Origin of the sequence: Pseudofulvimonas gallinarii (genome assembly GCF_004343305.1) — a bacterium.
Taxonomy (GTDB): domain Bacteria; phylum Pseudomonadota; class Gammaproteobacteria; order Xanthomonadales; family UBA2363; genus Pseudofulvimonas; species Pseudofulvimonas gallinarii.
Map to the genome: position 1 here is coordinate 16928 of NZ_SMAF01000014.1, position 18093 is coordinate 35020.

Annotated in this window: 12 protein-coding genes, 1 pseudogene and 1 riboswitch; of the genes and pseudogenes, 7 read left to right on the top strand and 6 right to left on the bottom strand. The window is 67.1% G+C overall.

Annotated elements, in window-relative coordinates:
• Nucleotides 1–38: 38 nt before the first annotated feature.
• Nucleotides 39–1256: a hypothetical protein gene (locus EDC25_RS09865; protein WP_132577456.1), complete on the bottom strand. Its 1218-nt coding sequence runs from the start codon at nucleotides 1254–1256 to the stop codon at nucleotides 39–41.
• Between the two features lie 192 nt (nucleotides 1257–1448).
• Between EDC25_RS09865 and recQ the strand changes: the two genes are divergently transcribed.
• Nucleotides 1449–3260 carry a DNA helicase RecQ gene (gene recQ / locus EDC25_RS09870; protein ID WP_132577457.1) on the top strand — a complete coding sequence of 604 codons (1812 nt, stop codon included), beginning with the start codon at nucleotides 1449–1451 and terminating at the stop codon, nucleotides 3258–3260.
• Between the two features lie 359 nt (nucleotides 3261–3619).
• Here recQ and EDC25_RS09875 read toward each other — a convergent pair whose 3' ends face one another.
• Together EDC25_RS09875 and EDC25_RS09880 are read right to left on the bottom strand one after the other, a co-directional pair.
• The gene (locus EDC25_RS09875) at nucleotides 3620–4477 is read right to left on the bottom strand and encodes a cation diffusion facilitator family transporter (protein WP_123521167.1); all 858 of its coding nucleotides are present in this window, start codon (nucleotides 4475–4477) and stop codon (nucleotides 3620–3622) included.
• A gap of 55 nt (nucleotides 4478–4532) precedes the next feature.
• Complete coding sequence (locus tag EDC25_RS09880) at nucleotides 4533–5102, bottom strand: c-type cytochrome (protein ID WP_164483929.1); 570 nt, start codon at nucleotides 5100–5102, stop codon at nucleotides 4533–4535.
• Nucleotides 5103–5274: 172 nt separating this feature from the next.
• Between EDC25_RS09880 and EDC25_RS09885 the strand changes: the two genes are divergently transcribed.
• Nucleotides 5275–5964, top strand: a complete 690-nt coding sequence (locus tag EDC25_RS09885) for a DUF4097 family beta strand repeat-containing protein (protein ID WP_164483930.1) — start codon at nucleotides 5275–5277, stop codon at nucleotides 5962–5964.
• A 185-nt stretch (nucleotides 5965–6149) separates the two neighbouring features.
• Complete coding sequence (locus tag EDC25_RS09890; protein WP_123521170.1) at nucleotides 6150–7877, top strand: M28 family metallopeptidase; 1728 nt, start codon at nucleotides 6150–6152, stop codon at nucleotides 7875–7877.
• A gap of 88 nt (nucleotides 7878–7965) precedes the next feature.
• Here the strand turns inward: EDC25_RS09890 and EDC25_RS09895 are convergent, their stop codons facing one another.
• Nucleotides 7966–9855, bottom strand: a complete 1890-nt coding sequence (locus tag EDC25_RS09895; protein WP_240639590.1) for a M1 family metallopeptidase — start codon at nucleotides 9853–9855, stop codon at nucleotides 7966–7968.
• A gap of 233 nt (nucleotides 9856–10088) precedes the next feature.
• On the opposite strand from EDC25_RS09895, the pseudogene EDC25_RS09900 reads away from it, so the two are divergent.
• A pseudogene (locus EDC25_RS09900) lies at nucleotides 10089–10865 on the top strand (TIGR03915 family putative DNA repair protein); the annotation flags it as partial.
• 205 nt (nucleotides 10866–11070) lie between these two features.
• Here EDC25_RS09900 and EDC25_RS09905 read toward each other — a convergent pair.
• Nucleotides 11071–12123, bottom strand: a complete 1053-nt coding sequence (locus EDC25_RS09905) for an NAD(P)-dependent alcohol dehydrogenase (RefSeq protein ID WP_132577459.1) — start codon at nucleotides 12121–12123, stop codon at nucleotides 11071–11073.
• Between the two features lie 249 nt (nucleotides 12124–12372).
• Nucleotides 12373–12589, top strand: a riboswitch (cobalamin riboswitch).
• A 157-nt stretch (nucleotides 12590–12746) separates the two neighbouring features.
• On the opposite strand from EDC25_RS09905, the gene EDC25_RS09910 reads away from it, so the two are divergent.
• The 3 genes from EDC25_RS09910 to EDC25_RS09920 are packed head-to-tail and all read left to right on the top strand — an operon-like array spanning nucleotide 12747 to nucleotide 16568.
• Nucleotides 12747–15176 carry a ribonucleoside-diphosphate reductase subunit alpha gene (locus EDC25_RS09910; RefSeq protein ID WP_132577478.1) on the top strand — a complete coding sequence of 810 codons (2430 nt, stop codon included), beginning with the start codon at nucleotides 12747–12749 and terminating at the stop codon, nucleotides 15174–15176.
• On the top strand, nucleotides 15173–16192 hold the full coding sequence (locus EDC25_RS09915) for a ribonucleotide-diphosphate reductase subunit beta (RefSeq protein ID WP_132577460.1): 1020 nt from the start codon (nucleotides 15173–15175) through the stop codon (nucleotides 16190–16192). Before EDC25_RS09910 ends, EDC25_RS09915 begins: the two co-directional genes overlap by 4 nt.
• Complete coding sequence (locus EDC25_RS09920; protein ID WP_132577461.1) at nucleotides 16182–16568, top strand: acyl-CoA thioesterase; 387 nt, start codon at nucleotides 16182–16184, stop codon at nucleotides 16566–16568. The genes EDC25_RS09915 and EDC25_RS09920 overlap by 11 nt, the downstream gene beginning before the upstream one ends.
• A 19-nt stretch (nucleotides 16569–16587) precedes the next feature.
• Here the strand turns inward: EDC25_RS09920 and EDC25_RS09925 are convergent, their stop codons facing one another.
• Entirely contained in the window at nucleotides 16588–18078 is a 1491-nt protein-coding gene (locus EDC25_RS09925) for a right-handed parallel beta-helix repeat-containing protein (RefSeq protein WP_165910895.1), read from the bottom strand.
• Nucleotides 18079–18093 lie beyond the last annotated feature (15 nt).

Sequence of the window (18093 nt, forward strand, 5' to 3'; positions counted from 1 at the left end):
TGTTGACGTCCTCGGTGATCGTTCCGCGACTTCGCGGCTCAGAGTGAATCGCAGTATTCGATGCCCGGCTCACTGATGTTCCAGTACCGGCGCCGCCCGAGTTCATCCGTGGATACCGTCGCGAAATGCAACCTGTACATCGTGTCGGCCAGTTCGATTGCCCGCGCGCGCTGCGACGCATCCAGCCCCCGTATATCCGCCGTGCCCTCCTGTATCGCGAAATCCAGGCGCTGCAGGACCAGCGCCGCGGCGGCCGGCTCGACCGGATCGTCATCCATCAGGGCGCCGAGCAACGGTTCGCTGCTGGTCCGCGCGTCCGCCAACGTCCTCAGCGCCACCGGATCACCCATGTGCAGGGCGCGGTAGAGAAAAGGTTCGGCCAGCTGGCGCCACACCAGGAGATGCTCGGCGTCGCGCACGAAGTCATCGTCGGGGCTGCCGGCTGTCGAGGCATACGTCACCATTGCCCGCGAATCGCCGAGTCGTGCCGCCTGCAGCAGCACGTCGTGGTACCTGCGCGGATCCGGCACACCGAAGTCTTTGCAGATCGAGCGCGTCGGACCGAGTCGCTCCTCGACGATCTGGCCTGCGATCAACAAATCCGCCTGGTCCTCCTCGCCGCCTTCTTCAAGCACCCACTCTCCATGCGCCTGCAGGAGCGTGTCGACCGTGTCGAGCGTCTCGCAGCGTCTATATTCGTGATAGAGGCGGCAGCCGGCGCGGACGTCGCCGCCAGCGAGGCGCGCCAACAGCGTTTCCTCGATCTCTCGCAACGGGGTTCCGGCCGGTGGCAGCGGCCCGTATTCCGCGCCGGCCGGCTCGAAAGGCCCCGTCCACGCGCGGGACGGTCCCGACAGCAGGGCATCCGCGTCCGCCAGCCCGACGCCGTCCGCCCCGGGTATTTGTCGGACACCGATCCACAGCGCCGTTGCCGCGGCCGTCACCATGGCCGCTGAGAGCAGCAACACGCCCGTCCAGACTTTCATGCACCCGTTTCCCTTCTGCTGGGGTGCCGCCGATGGGCGACGCTTCCCGTCCTCCGTCCACCTGTCGACGCGCGGCCGCCGGCTCGCACCGGATGGCGATCCGCGTCGAAGGCAACCAGGCCCGACGACCCGGCGACCGCCCGCCGTCAGGTCCTGGACATGGAAATCGCAAAAAGTGGCCGGAACCTGCCAGCGGTCCCGCATGCGGCACTGGCGGCCCGGCGTCCAGCCCCGGGGGAGTCCCGGCGACACGGGCGCGCCGTCGATCACGGAGGCAGGCGATGCCGCTGGCAGAAGCGGTTCGGGCAGCCGGCAGCGTGCTCCCTGGCGCCTGCCGTCCCTGCCATCGATGCGGATCACATCCTGGCCAGGGCCGCCTCCGTCAACATCCATTGTGCCTGGTTGTGAACACTGCACGGTACGCGCCGGCAGTGATGCGTCGGTATTTGCTAGCCTTGCCGGATGAGTGAGACGGCCATCGAAGTATTGCAGCGCGTGTTCGGTTATCGCGCTTTCCGCGGACAGCAGCAGGCGATCATCGAACATGTGGCCGGCGGCGGCGACGCGCTGGTGCTGATGCCCACGGGCGGCGGCAAGTCGCTGTGCTACCAGGTGCCGGCGCTGCTGCGCGAGGGCACCGCCATCGTGGTGTCGCCGCTGATCGCGCTGATGCAGGACCAGGTCGATGCGCTGGCCCAGCTGGGCGTGCGCGCGGCGTTCCTCAACTCCAGCCTGGATGCCGGAACCGCGTCGAGGATCGAGCAGCAGTTGCTGGCCGGCGAACTGGACCTGCTGTACGTGGCGCCGGAACGGCTGCTCGGCGAGCGTTGCCTTTCGCTGCTCGACCGCTCGCGGATCGCGCTGTTCGCCATCGACGAGGCGCACTGCGTCTCGCAATGGGGCCACGACTTCCGCCCGGAGTACCGCCAGCTCGACATCCTGCACCGGCGCTGGCCAGACGTGCCGCGCATCGCGCTGACCGCGACCGCGGATGCGCCGACGCGCCGCGAGATCGTCGAGCGGCTGGCCCTCGAAGGGGCGCGCCAGTTCGCCAGCTCCTTCGACCGTCCGAACATCCGCTATCGCGTCACCGTCAAGGACAATCCGCGCCAGCAGCTGCTGTCGTTCCTGCGCGAGCACGAAGGCGCGTCCGGCATCGTCTATGCGATGTCGCGGCGGAAGGTCGAGGAAACCGCGGACTGGCTGTGCGGGCAGGGCCTGGCCGCATTGCCCTACCACGCCGGCATGGATGCGGCGCGCCGCGCCGAACACCAGCGCCGCTTCCTGCGCGAGGATGGCGTTGTAATGGTCGCGACCATCGCCTTCGGCATGGGCATCGACAAGCCGGACGTGCGCTTTGTCGCGCACCTGGACCTGCCGAAATCGATGGAAGGCTACTACCAGGAGACCGGGCGCGCCGGACGCGACGGCGAAGCCAGCGAGGCCTGGCTGTGCTACGGCCTCGCCGATGTGGTGACCCTGCGCGAGATGATCGCCAGCAGCGAGGCCGGCGAGGAACGCAAGCGCGTCGAAAGGCGCAAGCTCGATGCCCTGCTCGGTTACTGCGAGAGCCTGCGCTGCCGTCGGCAGACGCTGCTGTCGTACTTCGGCGAGGACTACCTGCATGACTGCGGCAACTGCGACAACTGCCTGGAGCCGGCGCGGCATCGGGATGCCACCGTCGACGCGCAGAAGGCCATGTCCTGCGTGTTCCGCACCGGGCAGCGCTTCGGCGTGGTGCACCTGATCGACGTGCTGCTCGGCCGCGACACCGACAAGGTCCGCCAGCACGGACACCAGCAACTGCCGACCTTCGGTGTCGGCAAGGACCTGGACGAACGTCGCTGGCGCAGCGTGTTCCGCCAGCTGGTCGCCACCGGGCTGCTCGATGTCGATATCGACGGCTACGGCGCCCTGCGGCTCACCGAGGCGGCGCGACCGGTGCTGCGTGGCGAAGCGGTGGTGCATCTGCGTGTGGACCCGGAGGCCCGTGCCCGCGGCGGCCGGACGCGCGGTCGCGGCGCGCCGGCTGCGCCGGCGGATGCAGCCACCGACGGCCTGTTCCAGCGCCTGCGCGCCTGGCGCGCGGCGCGTGCGCGCGAACAGGGCGTGCCGCCGTACGTGATCTTCCACGACGCCACCCTGCGCGCGATTGCCGAGGCGCGACCGTGCGATCTGGATGCGCTGGCCGGCATCGCCGGCATCGGCCGCAGCAAGCTGGAGCGCTATGGCGAAGCCTTGCTGGCCGCCGTCGCCGGCAACGAAGACGGTTAACATCGCCCGCAGGGCCCCGGTCCCGGCCTCCGGTGTCCGGCGCGTCCGACACGTCCCCGTCCACCGCGACAGGCATGCGCGTGAAGGGCAGCGGGCGCATGATCCTGGCTTCGCCCATCGGACCTGCGCCACATCGGCGCGCTACAGTCGGGCAGCAGGCAGGGGACGTCAGGAACGCGGATGCCAGGGCAGCGGACAGCAGGCAGGACCCGCCTGCGTCATGACTTCGGCAACGCCGTTGCCGAAGCGGCTGGTCGTCACCTGCTGGTCCACGCCCGCGGCCGGGCCTGAGTCCATTTTCTCTAACGGCTTCCAGCCGGGCGCGTGGTGACTGCCCGGACGCGGTCGCCGCGCGTGCCTCAGGGTGGCCGCAGGCGAACGGTCAACGTGATGCCCACGGCCGCCAGTTCGCGTTCGGCCTGCGCAACCGGTTCGAGGGCGCGGCCGACCGGCCAGTCCACGGGTACATGCAACTCGGCGTAGGCGAAGCGGTATCGACCGGCGCTGCGCGTGCGCAGGCCAGCAAAGCGCGCACCTTCCGGGCAGCACCGCGCCAGCACATCGCTGATGCGGACGATGTCGGCGTCGGGCAGCGCGCCATCCATCAGGCCGTCGAACGAGCGCCGCACGAGGTGCCAGCCTTCGCGCAGGATGTTCAGGCCGACCAGGATCGCCACCACCGGATCCAGCCAGTGCCGCCCACTGGCCCAGGCGGCGGCGACGCCGGCAATGACGCCGACGCTGGTCCAGACATCGGTCATGAGGTGGCGACCGTCCGCTTCGGTCGCCATCGAATGATGGCTGCGGCCGCTGCGCAGCAGGATGCGCGCGACGATGAAATTCGCCAGCGTGGCGGCGACCGTCAGCGTCAGGCCGGAGGCCAGTCCTTCAAGCGCCTGCGGCGCGAGCAGGCGGCGGATCGCCGAGACAAAGATCCCTGCCGCCGCCAGTGCGATCAGCAGGCCCTCGAATCCCGATGAAAAATACTCGGCCTTGCCGTGGCCGAAGGGATGGCCGCGGTCGGCAGGTTGCTGCGAGTAGATCACCATCATCAGCGCGAAGCCGGCGCCGGCCAGGTTGACCAGCGACTCCAGCGCGTCCGACAGCAGGCCGACGGAACCGGTCTGGTACCAGGCCCCGAACTTGAGGGTGATTGTCAGCAGCGCGGCGGCGACCGACAGCGCCAGCGCCTGGCGTTCTCGCAGGGCCGGAAACATCAGCGCTCCCGGCAGTGCGTGGCGTTCGCCGGCGGTAAGGCGCCAGCCATGGCGATCACCGCCCGGCCGGCGGTGCGCCTGCCTGCAGCCACGCGGCGAGGTCGCGGATGTCGCGCGTGGACAGGTCCGCGCCGCCGGGCGACGGTTCGGGATGTGTGCGCGTACCGGCTGCCATCGCGCGCAGCTGGCGCTCCAGGTAACCCCGCTGCTGCCCGGCCAGACGCGGCGCTTCCGCAGCGCCCGCCATGCCTTCGCCATGGCATTTTTCGCAACCGTCGGCGAGCGGCAGCGCCGCGCCACGGCGGATGCGCGCCGCCGGCGGTTCGCCTGCGACGGCCGGCCAGTCACGAACCGACAGCACCCGGGCCAGCGCGTCGAGTTGCGCGTCATCGAGTCCGGCCACCACCGGCGACATCGGGAAACTGTCGCGATGGCGCTCGCGGAAGCGCGCCAGCTGGGCGGCCAGGTAGGCCGCATGCTGCCCTTCGATCACCGGCGCCTGGTAGCGGCCGCCGCCGCCACCGCGATGGCAGTCCAGGCACAGGGCATCGATATCCATGTCGGCCGCTGCCAGCGGCGCTGCCATGGCGGCGAAGCAGGCGAACAGGACAGTCCGGCGGCGCATGATCGTGATCCCCTGGATGCGCGAACGAGCGGACAGCGTACAGTGGCCCCGCGGCGGCTGCCATGGCAGGGTCGCCAGGCCCGGCCTTGCATCGCCACCCTGTCCGGCGCCTGCAAACCCTGGCGCCGCATCCGGCATCCCAGCATCCGTCAGCCCGACGAAGGAGTACGCCATGTCCATGACGCCATCCCGACGCCAGTCCGCGCGCATAGCGCGTCGCTGCCTTGCCGCCTGCCTGGTCGCGGCCTTGGCCTGCGGCGCCGTCGCCGCCGACGACCTGCGCAAGGTCAACGGCAATATCACCATCGGCGTCGGCGAGACGCGGGACAAGGTGTCCACCGTCAACGGCAGCGTCGCCCTGCGCGAGCGGGCCGTCGCCACCGACGTCAGCGCCACCAATGGCGCCGTCACGATGGCCACCGGCGCACGCGCCGACTCCGTCGAAACCGTCAACGGCTCGGTCCGGCTGGGTCAGGATGTGGTCGTGGGCGGCGATGTCCGGACCACCAACGGTGCCATCACCGCGCTGCCTGGCGCGACCATCAACGGCGGGCTCGGCAACGTCAACGGCACCATCACCCTGGACGGTGCCCGCGTGGCCGGCCTGCTGAGCAGCAGCAACGGCTCGGTGCTGATCGGCGGCAACAGCGTGGTCGATGGCGGACTGCTGATGCGCAAGCCGTCGGGCCGCGTCAGTGAGGATCGTGCGCCGCGCGTGGTGATCGGCCCGGGGGCGCAGGTCAACGGCACGCTGACCTTCGAGCGCCCCGTGCATCTTTACGTGCACGACAGCGCGCGCATCGGCACGGTCACCGGCGCGACGCCGCAGCGTTTCAGCGGCAGTGAACCGCCGTCGCGCTGAAGCCGCATGACTCCGGCGCCGGGGGCATGCCCGGCGCTGCGCCGAGTCGAGGCAAGGGAAGGACGGGGCGAAGCCCGGCAGGCTGTCCGGCGGTTACAACATAACCGGTTCGCCCGCGAACCGGGTGCCTCCGGGCCAGTTGCCTACAATCGGGCGACACCTCCTTCCAGACAGAGGGTTACACCATGCGACATCCATTGATCGCCGCCGCGATCGCCGCCGCACTGCTGGCCGGCTGCCAGCGCGAGGCTGCGCCGCCGCAGACGGCCGCACCCGCTCCCGCCACCCCTGCCGCGACGGGCGATGAAGCCAGCGGCTCCTCGCACACGTTCTCGCAGAAGATCACCGCCGAGGATTTCGCCGAGCACGTGCGCACGCTGTCGTCCGATGCCTTCGAGGGCCGCGGCCCAGGCACGAACGGCGAACGCAGGACGACGGCCTATCTCGCCGAACAGCTCAAGCGCATCGGCGCCAAGCCGGGCAACGGCGACAGCTACTTCCAGCCGGTGCCGATGGTCGAAATCACCGGCAGCCCGGAAACCACGCTGACCTTCTCGTTCGCCGACAGCAGCACGCAGACGCTGGCCTACGGCGACGACATGGTGGTCGGCAGCCGCCGCACCATTCCCGAAGCCAGCATCGCCAACAGCGAAGTGGTGTTCGTCGGCTATGGCATCAACGCGCCGGAACTGGGCTGGAACGACTATGACGGGCTCGACGTCGCCGGCAAGACGGTCGTCGTCCTGGTCAACGATCCGGACTACGACGCCGCCGAAGGCGCCGACATGCTGTTCCGTGGCCGTGCCATGACGTATTACGGCCGCTGGACCTACAAGTACGAGGAAGCCGCCCGCCAGGGCGCCGCCGCCGCGCTGCTGGTGCACGACACCGTGCCGGCCGCCTATGGCTGGGACGTGGTGCGCAACAGCTGGTCCGGTCCGCAGTACGACCTGCCCTCCAGCGAAGACGGCTCGCCGAAGCTGATGATCGAAGGCTGGGTCACCAATGATGCGGCGCAGGCACTGATGTCCAAGGCCGGCCAGGACCTCGCCGCGCTGAGCGCGAAAGCAAAGCAGAAGGGCTTCACGGCGGTGCCGCTGGAAGGCGTCACGGCCAGCAGCAGCATCCGCAACCAGATCCGCGAGGCGACCTCGAACAACGTCGTCGGCATCATCGAAGGCAGCGAGCGGCCGGACGAATACGTCCTCTACATGGGCCACTGGGACCACCTCGGTCGCAGCTTCTCGGCACCGGGCGGCGATGGCATCTACAACGGCGCCATCGACAACGCCACCGGCGTGGCCGGCGTGCTGGAAATCGGCGAGGCCTTCGCGGCCTCGCCGCCGAAGCGCTCGGTCATCCTGCTGCTGGTGACGCTGGAGGAATCCGGCCTGCTCGGCTCTCGCTACTACACCGAGCATCCGCTGTTCCCGCTGCACAAGACCGCCGCCGTCATCAACCTGGATGCGATGAGCGTGATCGGCCCCGCCCGCGACATGACCGTGGTCGGATTCGGCAACTCCAGCCTCGACGACCTGCTGGTCGAAGCGCTGAAGCCGTCGCAGCGCGAGGCACGCGCCGAACCGACGCCGGAGAACGGCTTCTATTTCCGTTCCGACCACTTCAACTTCGCCAAGAAGGGCGTGCCGGCGCTTTACGCCAAGGGCGGCCCGGACCATGTCGAGAAGGGCGTCGAATACGGTCACGCCCAGGCCGCCGACTACGGCCAGCACCGCTACCACAAGCCGGCCGACGAGTTCGATCCGTCCTGGGACCTGCGCGGCGTGGTCGAGGACCTCGACGTGCTGTTCAACGTCGGCAACGTGATCGCGTCGGGCGAGGACTGGCCGCAGTGGCGTCCGACCAGCGAGTTCCGCGCCGCCGGTGACGGACTGGCCGCACAGCGCCAGTAGGCCGGCGCAAAAAAATCCGGCGGCGTGCGCTGAGCACCCCGCCGGACTTGCAGGCAAGGCGGCCTCGCGGCCGCCTTTTCGTTTTCCGTTACCGGTTCGCGGCCCTGGCGAATACCTCCTCGACCGAGCCGGTGGTGATCGGGTGGTAACCGGTGCGTGCCTTGTCGAACACCGACTTCGCCCATTCGCGATCGGCGTCGCGTGCGGCCAGCGAGCGGTACAGCGGCACGACGAACTTGCGGCGGCCGACTTCCATCAGGAAGCGCTCCAGCTGCGGGCGGATCACCGCGTAGCCGTTGCGGATGCCGATCTGGAACCAGGCAAAGGCGATTTCGCTGTTGCCGGTGCGCGTCAGCGTGAAGGCCTCGTCCAGCGCCGCCAGCCGTTCGCCGTCCACCTCCTGCGGCAGGCCGTCGAGGAAGTACAGCCACTCGTGCGTGTTCCAGTCCTTGCCCGGCAGGCCGGCGGCGCCGATGTCGCCGGAGAGGAAGCCGGCACGCGCGGCGTCGATGGCGGCGAAGGCCCTGGCCTCGTAGACCGGCGCGAACTCGGGAATGCCCGGCTGGTTCAACCAGGCCTGCAGTTCGGCGGCCGGCACGGCATCGCCGGCATCGGCGAGCAGGTTCGCCTGCAGGTAGTCCAGGAAGGTGTCGGTGCCGATGCTCTTGAAGGCGTAGTGGTCGAAGTAGCTGCGCAGGAAGGCGTCGAGGCGCTCGCGGCCGACACGCCGCTCCAGGTACTTCAGGAACCACGAACCCTTGGTGTAGGCGGTGGTGGTGTAGACCGCGTCCGGGTCGAGCCGGCTGATGTCGGGGCGCAGGCGCTGCAGGTCCTCGGACACCGGCAGCGAACGGAAATCGTCCGCCAGGCCGCGGGTATCGAGCACGAATTCCATGTTCGCGCGCTCGGCGCCGAACAATGCCTCGATGATGCGGTTCTCGACGTAGCTGGTGAAGCCTTCGTTGAGCCAGAACTCGTTCCAGTTGTCGTTGGTCACCAGGTTGCCGGACCAGGAGTGCGCCAGCTCGTGCGCGATCAGCGCGACCAGGCTGCGGTCGCCGGCGATGACGGTCGGCGTGATGAACGACAGGCGCGGATTCTCCATGCCGCCATAGGGAAATGACGGCGGCAGGATCAGCAGGTCGTAGCGGCCCCAGCGATAGTCGCCGTACAGCGACTCGGCGACGCCGATCATGCGCTCGGTGTCGGCGAACTCGTGCACCGATGCCGCCAGGCGCTCCGGTTCGGCATAGACGCCGGCACGTTCGCCGATCGCCTCGAAGGCGAGGCGGCCGACGGCGATCGCCATCAGGTAGGACGGGATCGGCTGGCTCATACGGAAGCGGTAGCGGCCGTCTTCACTGGGCTGCTGCGGATTCTCGGCACTCATCAGCGCCAGCAGGCCCGGCGGCACTGCGAGCTTCGCGGCGTAGGTGAAACGGACCGCCGGCGTGTCCTGCAGTGGCACCCACGAACGCGCATGGATCGCCTGCGACTGCGAGAACATGAAGGGCTGCGCCTTGCCCAGCGTCTGCACCGCATCCAGCCACTGCAGGCCGGAGGCGGTCGGCGCGGTGCGGTAATGCACGCGCACGATCTTCGGCTGCTGGCGTTCGATGGCGATGCTCAGCTGCTGGCCGAGGATCGCGTCGGCATCGGCCAGGCCGAAACCGGCTTCGCGCCAGCGCCGGCCGTTGCGACTGACCTCGACCTTTTCGATGGTGAGTTCACGCGTATCCAGGCGCAGCTCGCGTGCCGAGCGGTCCTGCCACTCCAGGTGCAGGTCGGCATGGCCATGCAGCACCTTGGCGTCGAAATCGGCGCTCAGGTCGAGGTCGATATGGCTCACGCGCACGACATCGGGCTGGGCGTAGGAATGCGCGTCGGCATTCGCGGCCCGCGCCGGCAGCGCGGCCATGACGGTGCCGGCGACGCCCAGCACGCCGGCGATCAGGGTGTGACGGAAACTCGGGTTCATGCGATCTCCACGGACAACAGGCTTGTTGCACAGCCTGTGAGCATAGCCGATGCTCCCGTGCGCTCCCGTTTGCGTCCCCGCCCCTGCGCCCGTGGTGCCGCCCGGCCGCGATGAAGCGAGAGTCGCGCGGATGAAGCTGCCCGGCCTCTCGCCGGGTCGCTTCTGGCCGGGCCTTCTGTGCCCTCAGGACATCCTGTCCCTGGGGCAAGCGCCGCTGGCATTGCGCATCGTGGCGCCGTGCGGCGCGCGCCGCCCTGGATGCCGAGATTGCGCCCGAGCACCTGCACTGGCATACAGGCGATGGCGGCGACCTGCTTTCAGCACCGGATATATCGACACAGCCAGTGAAGGATGCCGACGCGGCAGGGCGCCGTGTACCGAAGGCGTTCCTTGAGCTTGCCGGCGCCGTGCTCTGCCATCGCCATCCGCAACGGCATGCCCTGCTCTACCGAATGCTGTGGCGGCTGACGCACGGCGAGCCGGCACTGCTGGCGATCCAGACCGACCCGGACACGCGCCGCGCCGCCGACCTCGCCAGGGCGGTCAGCCGGGACTGCCACAAGATGAAGGCCTTCGTGCGCTTCCGGATCGTCCCGGCTGCCGATGAACGCTACATCGCCTGGTTCGAGCCCGAACACCACATCGTCGATCGCGTCGCGCCGTTCTTCGCCCGCCGCTTCAACGGCATGGACTGGACGCTGGTGACACCGGAGCGCAGCGTCCGCTGGAATGGCGACATTCTGCAGTTCGGCCCCGGCGGCAATCGCCAGGACGCGCCGGCCGACGATGACGCCGAGCCGCTGTGGCAGGTCTATTTCGCCCACATCTTCAATCCGGCGCGCCTGAATCCGCGCCTGATGCAGAAGGAGATGCCGCGGCGTTACTGGAAGAACCTGCCGGAGGCGCAGCAGATTCCGACGCTGATGCGCGACGCCGATGCGCGCGTGCGCGCCATGCTGGAGCGCGAAGCGCAGGCACCGCGACGGCGGCTGCCGCGTCGGGCGGACTGAAGCGACCTGCGGACGCGCATTCGTGCCCGGAGCTTGATCGCAGGCGCGCCGGTTGTGGCGCGATGAATACGCCGAACAGGTGCGTCCGCCGGTCCAAGGTGAGCGGAGGGCACCAGGGGCGAAGCCGTCCAGCGCCGGCAGCGAACAGACGTGGGGATTTCGAAGTGATGGGCGGTGCGGATGACTTTACCCGCACCGCGGAAGATCAACCCGCCGCCAGCGTGCCGTTGTCCATCACGAAGCGGTACTTCACGTCGCCGCGGATCATGCGCTCGTAGGCCTCGTTCACCTGGTCGGCACGGATCAGCTCGATGTCGGCGACGATGCCGTGTTCGGCGCAGAAATCGAGCATTTCCTGCGTTTCCGGAATGCCACCGATCAGCGAACCGGCAAGACCGCGGCGCTTCATGATGAAGTTGAACACGTTTGGCGACGGATGCGGCGTCGCCGGCGCGCCGACCAGGGTCATGGTGCCATCGCGACGCAGCAGGCCGAGGAAGGCGTCGAGGTCATGCGGCGCCGCCACGGTGTTGAGGATGAAGTCCAGCTTGCCGCGCTGCGCCGCCATCGCATCCGGATCGCGGGAGACCACGACTTCATGCGCACCCAGTGCCATCGCTGCGGCGCGCTTCGACTCGGATGTCGTGAATGCCACCACCTCAGCGCCCAGCGCATGCGCCAGCTTGATGCCCATGTGCCCGAGGCCGCCGATGCCGACGATGCCGACGCGCATGCCCGCTTTCACGCCCCAGTGGCGCAGCGGCGACCAGGTGGTGATGCCCGCGCACAGCAGCGGCGCCACCGCGGGCAGCTGCGCTTCCGCATGCCTCACTCGCAGCACGTAGCGCTGGTCCACGACGATGTGCTGCGAATAGCCGCCCAGCGTGTGGCCCGGCGCATCCGGCGTCGCCCCGTTGTAGGTGCCGACCATGCGGTCGCAGTAATTCTCCAGCCCGTCATTGCACTCCGCACAATGGCGGCAGCTGTCGACGATGCAACCGACGCCGACCAGGTCGCCCGCCTTGAATGACGTCACCGCCGAGCCGACCTCGGCGACCCGGCCGACGATCTCGTGACCCGGCACGCAGGGATATTTCGTGCCCGCCCATTCCGAGCGGACCTGGTGGATGTCGGAATGGCACAGGCCGCAGTAGGCGATGTCGATGCGCACATCGGCGGCGCCCACGGCGCGGCGCTGGATGGCCATCGGTTCCAGTTTCCGGTCGGCGGCGTGCGCACCGTAGGCGAGAGTCGACATGGATCGGTCCTCTTGAGGTCGTGTGTGAGCGGTCGGAACAGGAAGGGTCCCCGCTCCCGACTCGTGTTCCACGCAGTATCACCCAGGCGGGGCCGAGCGAGTGTCGCCTGGCCAGCCCAAGCGGTGTTGTGACGCGCCAGATAGGCTTCGAACGGCAGCGACATCCACCGGAAGGCAGTGGCTGCAAGGTACTTCTCGCCCTGCAAGACACGAGACACCACATATCGTGTTGACGAAGCACAATGCGCCCATTATGTTGTGGTCGTCGGTTTCTGGAGGCGCAACCTCCGGGATTAAAAGGGAAGTCGGTGGCGCCTTCGAGGCCATTCCGGCACTGCCCCGCAGCGGTAATCGGGAACGAACCCGCCATCAGCACTGGGGCCAAAACCCTGGGAAGCGGCGGACCAGGAGAAGCTCAGGCTTCGCGCCCGTAAGTCCGAAGACCTGCCGACAGCCGCGCGCATGCACGCCGCGCGGTGCCGGCCGCGGATCTCCGGGGGGAGATGGCTGGCGAAACAGAGGCCGCGCTTTGTGTCTCCGTGTCGCCACACCCTCCTGTCATCCCTGCCAACCACGCCTTCGAGGGACAGGCGCGGGACCGTGCGTTGCATGGAGAAGTTCCGATGACCCCAGTCAGCCCCGTTGTCAGCGAGGCGGAAACCGGCGCGCGTGCCGAATCCGCGTTCGCGCTGACCCCGCCGCCCACCGTCACCAGCATGCGTGTAACGAAACGCAATGGCGCGAGTGAGCCTGTCGACCTCAACAAGATCGTCCGAGCAGTGACGCGCGCCGCGGAAGGCCTGCATGCGGTCGACCCGATGCGGGTGGCCACTCGCACCATTTCCGGCCTCTACAACGGCGCAACCACGCGCGAACTGGATGAACTGTCGATCCGCACCGCCGCACTGCTGACGGGCGAAGAGCCGGAATACAGCCGTCTGGCGGCACGCCTGCTCGCCAGCGTGATAGCGAAAGAAGTGTCCGGACAGGAAATCCACGCCTTCTCGCAGTCCATTGCACGCGGCCACGAAGTCGGCCTGATCAATAACCGCCTGCTCGCCTTCGTCCAGGCCAACGCACGCAAGCTCAACGATGCGATCGACCCGGTCCTCGATCGCGAATTCGACTACTTCGGATTGCGCACGCTCTACGACCGCTATCTGCTTCGTCACCCGCATACCCGCACGGTCATCGAAACGCCGCAGCAGTTTTTCCTGCGCATCGCCTGTGCCTTGAGCGAAGGCGTGCCGCAGGCACTCGAACTGTATCTGCGGCTGGCGCGTCTCGAATACCTGCCCAGTTCGCCAACGCTGTTCAACAGTGGCACCACCCATGAACAGCTGTCCTCGTGCTTTCTTCTCGACTCGCCGCAGGACACCCTCGAGTCCATTTATTCACGGTACGGCGACATCGCACAGCTCTCCAAGTTCAGCGGCGGCATTGGCGTCAGCTACACGCGCGTGCGATCCCGCGGCTCCCTGATCCGCTCCACGAATGGCCACAGCAACGGAATCGTGCCGTGGCTCAAGACCCTTGATTCTTCCGTTGCCGCCGTCAATCAGGGCGGCAAACGCAAGGGCGCAGCCTGCGTCTACCTTGAAACCTGGCACGGCGATATCGAGGAATTTCTCGAGCTGCGCGAGAACACTGGCGACGAGGCACGTCGCACACACAACCTCAATCTCGCCAACTGGGTGCCCGACCTGTTCATGCGTCGAGTCGAGGCCGATGCCGAATGGTCGCTGTTCGACCCACGCGTCGTACCGGAGTTGACCGACCTCTATGGCGAGGCCTTCGAACAGGCCTACGCGCAGGCTGAGAGGAACGGCAAGGCGCTGCGCACGGTCCGTGCCCGCGATCTGTACGCGCGGATGATGCGGACACTGGCCCAGACCGGCAATGGATGGATGACCTTCAAGGACAAATGCAACCGGGCCAGCAACCAGACCGGCAAGCGCGGCAACGTGATCCATCTGTCGAACCTGTGCACGGAAATCCTCGAAGTCACGTCGAATGACGAAACCGCCGTCTGCAACCTGGGTTCGATCAACCTCTCGCGTCATTTCGACGTCTACGGAGAATTTGACTTCACAAAGCTCGGCGATACCGTCCGACTGGCCGTGCGGCAACTTGATCGGGTGATTGACCTCAACTTCTATCCAATTGAATCCGCGCGTCGCGGCAACCTCCGCTGGCGTCCGGTGGGTCTGGGCGTCATGGGTCTGCAGGACGTGTTCTTCAAGCTGCGGCTCGCGTTTGACAGCGACGAAGCCCGGGCGCTGTCTGCACGCATTGCCGAAGAGATCTACTTCCACGCACTCGACGCCTCGAACGAACTGGCCATGTTGCTTGGAAAGCACCCCAGCTTCGCCGAAACCCGTGCTGCCGACGGCGAGCTGCAATTCGACGCCTGGGGTGTCATGCCGACAGACCCGGCGCGCTGGGATGCGTTGCGTGCCCGCATCCGCGAGCACGGGCTGCGCAATTCCCTGCTGCTGGCCATCGCACCAACGGCGACGATCGCGTCCATAGCCGGCTGCTACGAATGCATCGAGCCGCAGACCAGCAACCTGTTCAAACGCGAAACGCTTTCCGGCGACTTCCTCCAGGTCAATCGTTACCTGGTCGACGAACTGAAAGGGCTGGGCCTGTGGACAGCGGATATTCGCGACACCATCAAGCAGGCCGAGGGGTCGATCCAGTCCATCGGCGCCATTCCGGTGCCGCTGCGCGAGATCTACCGGACGGTTTGGGAGGTGCCGATGCGTTCGCTGATCGATATGGCGGCCGACCGCGGCGCGTTTATTGACCAGTCGTCCTCGCTCAATCTCTTCATGGAGAGCCCGAGCATCGGCGCGCTGTCGTCGATGTACATGTATGCATGGAAGCGTGGGCTGAAGACGACCTACTACCTTCGCTCCCGCCCGGCCACGCGGATCGCCAAGGCGACCGTCGCCAGCGCCGGCGCGGCCGCCCCGCCAGCCGCCTATACGCCGACCGAAGCCCTCGCCTGCTCGCTGGAGAATCCGGAAAGCTGCGAGGCCTGCCAATGAGCACTTCAGATCGTCGACTGTTGCTCGACCCGGGCTTCGAGCTGACGCTGCGGCCCATGCGCTATCCGCAGTTCTACGAGATGTATCGCAATGCCGTCCGGAATACCTGGTCGGTCGAGGAGGTCGACTTCGCGCTGGACGTCAACGATCTCCGGCACAAGTTCGGGCCGGCGGAGCGCCATCTTGTCGAACGATTGATCGCCTTTTTCGCCACCGGGGACTCGATCGTCTCCAACAACCTGGTGTTGAACCTCTATCAGCACATCAACGCCCCCGAAGCACGCATGTACCTGTCACGGCAGCTGTACGAAGAAGCGCTGCACGTACAGTTCTACCTCACCCTGCTGGACACCTACCTGCCTGACCCGGCTGAACGGGCAAAGGCGTTCGCGGCCGTGGACACTATTCCGTCGATCCAGAAGAAGGCGGAATTCTGTTTCAAGTGGATCGATTCGATCCAGTCACTTCAGCGCATAGAAACCCGCGAGCAGCGCCGTCGGTTCCTGCTCAACCTGGTGTGCTTTGCCGCCTGCATCGAAGGTCTGTTCTTCTTCGCCGCGTTCGCCTACGTGTACTACCTGCGCTCACGGGGCCTGCTCCATGGACTTGCCAGCGGGACCAACTGGGTGTTCCGCGATGAAAGCGGCCACATGGCATTCGCCTTTGAAGTGATCCGCACCGCTCGCGAGGAGGAGCCGGATCTCGTCGATGATGCCTTTCGGCTTCAGGTCGTCAGCATGCTGACGGAGGCCGTCGAGTGCGAATACGGTTTCGCCGAGGACACGCTTTCCGGCGGCGTCGCCGGCATGTCGCTCAGGGATATGCGCGAATACCTGCAATACTGCGCCGACCAGCGCCTGGCGCAGCTCGGGTTTGCGAAGCATTTCGAATCACGCAACCCGTTCCCGTTCATGGATCTGCAGGACGTGCAGGAGGTCACCAACTTCTTCGAGCGCCGCGTCTCCGCCTACCAGGTCGGCGTAGAAGGCGACGTGAGCTTCGATCATGCCTTCTGAGCCGGACCGGCCGAGAGAAGCCCGCCTGCTGGAAATCGTTTTCCCGGACCATACCAATCACCTCGGAACGCTGTTCGGCGGCCAGGCCTTGGCCTGGATGGACAAGGTCGCCTTCATCGTTGCGTCGCGCTATGCGCGACGCACTGTCGTGACGGCACGCTCCGAACGGGTCGACTTCCGGATTCCCATCCGTCAGGGACAGATGGTCGAGGCGATTGCACGGATTGCCGGCACCGGTCGAAGCTCGATGCAGGTTGATGTCGAACTTGTCGGCGAAGACCTGTTGACCGGTGAACGAAGCCTGTGCACCTGCGGCCAGTTCACGATGATCGCGCTGGACGCGGCCGGAAAGCCGGTCCCGGTGCCGACCTTGTGAAACCCAGCGCCACCACGAATCAGGACGCCGGTCGCCACAGCACCGGCTCGTAGTCGTCGCGGAAGAGGGGCGCTTCGCCGTCGGATTCCCAGGCGCCAGCATCGCAGCGGGCGCTGCCATCGGCGTCGCCATCTTTGGGCCGCGAGACGCCACGCGCGTCCACGGTCATGCAGGCGGCCAGGTCGGGCACGGAAGGGGGCACCGGATTGCCCGCATCCAGGGCTGCGCCGCCAGCGCGCAAGGTCAGGCTTTCGACGGTACCCCCGTCGGCACGGAGCGCTTCGATGCGCAGCGCGTTGAGGGGCGTAGTGTTTTCCGGTCCGCAGCCCTGCATGTGGCCGGCGACGATGTTGTGGCCGGCGACGAGCGTGATGGCGCCGAGCGTGGCGCATTGCAGATCGGTGTTGCCGAGCAGCGGGATCATGAGATTGTTGCTGATGGTGATCGGCGTGGCGCCCGTCGCAGCCGTGCCGGTCAGACTCAGCTGCTGTGCCCCGCCTGGAATCATCGGGTTGTTGTCGGCGAAGCTGTTGTTGCGGATCGCGATCATGGGATGTTGGCCCACTACGGCGGCACCACCGATGTTGCCCACGAAAGTGCTGTTGCGGACATGCAACTCCCCACTGACCGATTGCGCGTACACCGTTCCCTGCCCGTCCGCAACGTTTGCATGGAACAGGCTGTTCTCGATCACGAGCCTGCCGGCAGCCTCGGTATGGATCGCGCCGCCACGGGAATCAATGGTGCCGGAGGCGTGGTTGTCGACAAAACGGCTGCGGTCGATCAAGGTGTTGTACGGCCCGCTGATGTGGATCGCTCCTCCCCTGGCGATCCGCCCATCGGCGGCGGTTGCGCGATTGCCTGTGAAGCGGCTGTTATCGATCGTCAACTGCCGGACGCTGAAGGCCTCGACATGAAGGGCGCCGCCTCGCGTGTCATTGGCCGCCTGCGCTCCCGCAGGCAGAGTCCGCGAGTCTTCGAATCTGACGTTGCCGAGCGTCACATTCCGGTCGTAGACGAACATGGCGGCACCATGAGAGCGGCCCGAGTGAGCCGTCGTGGCGCAACGTCGGAACTCGACATCATTCAGAACGATGCCGGCATTGGCGGCAACGGGTGCCATGGCGGCGAGGCAGCCACCCGCCTCGGGGCCAAGGCCGTCCTGGAAGATCAGATTCCTCACGGCCAGCGACCTGTTGTTCGACCCGATCCTCAACAGCGGGGCGCTTCCGCCACCGCTGATCACGAGACCCGGCACGGCGGCGCCGTTGATGATCACGGAGTCGCGCTGGATAAAAGGCAGATCGGACGTGATGGTTATTACCGTCGTCGGCGCAAGGCTGAAGTTGATGGTATGGGTTCCGCTCGTTGCGTTGACCAGCGAGATGGCCTCGCGAAAGCTGCCGGGGCCGCTGTCTGCGTTGGTCGTCACGGTGAACGTGGCGGCTGGCAAAGGGGTGGTTGCACAGACCAGTGTGCCCAGGAAAGCGAGGCGATAACGAAGCTGCATGGGGGTGATCTCAAG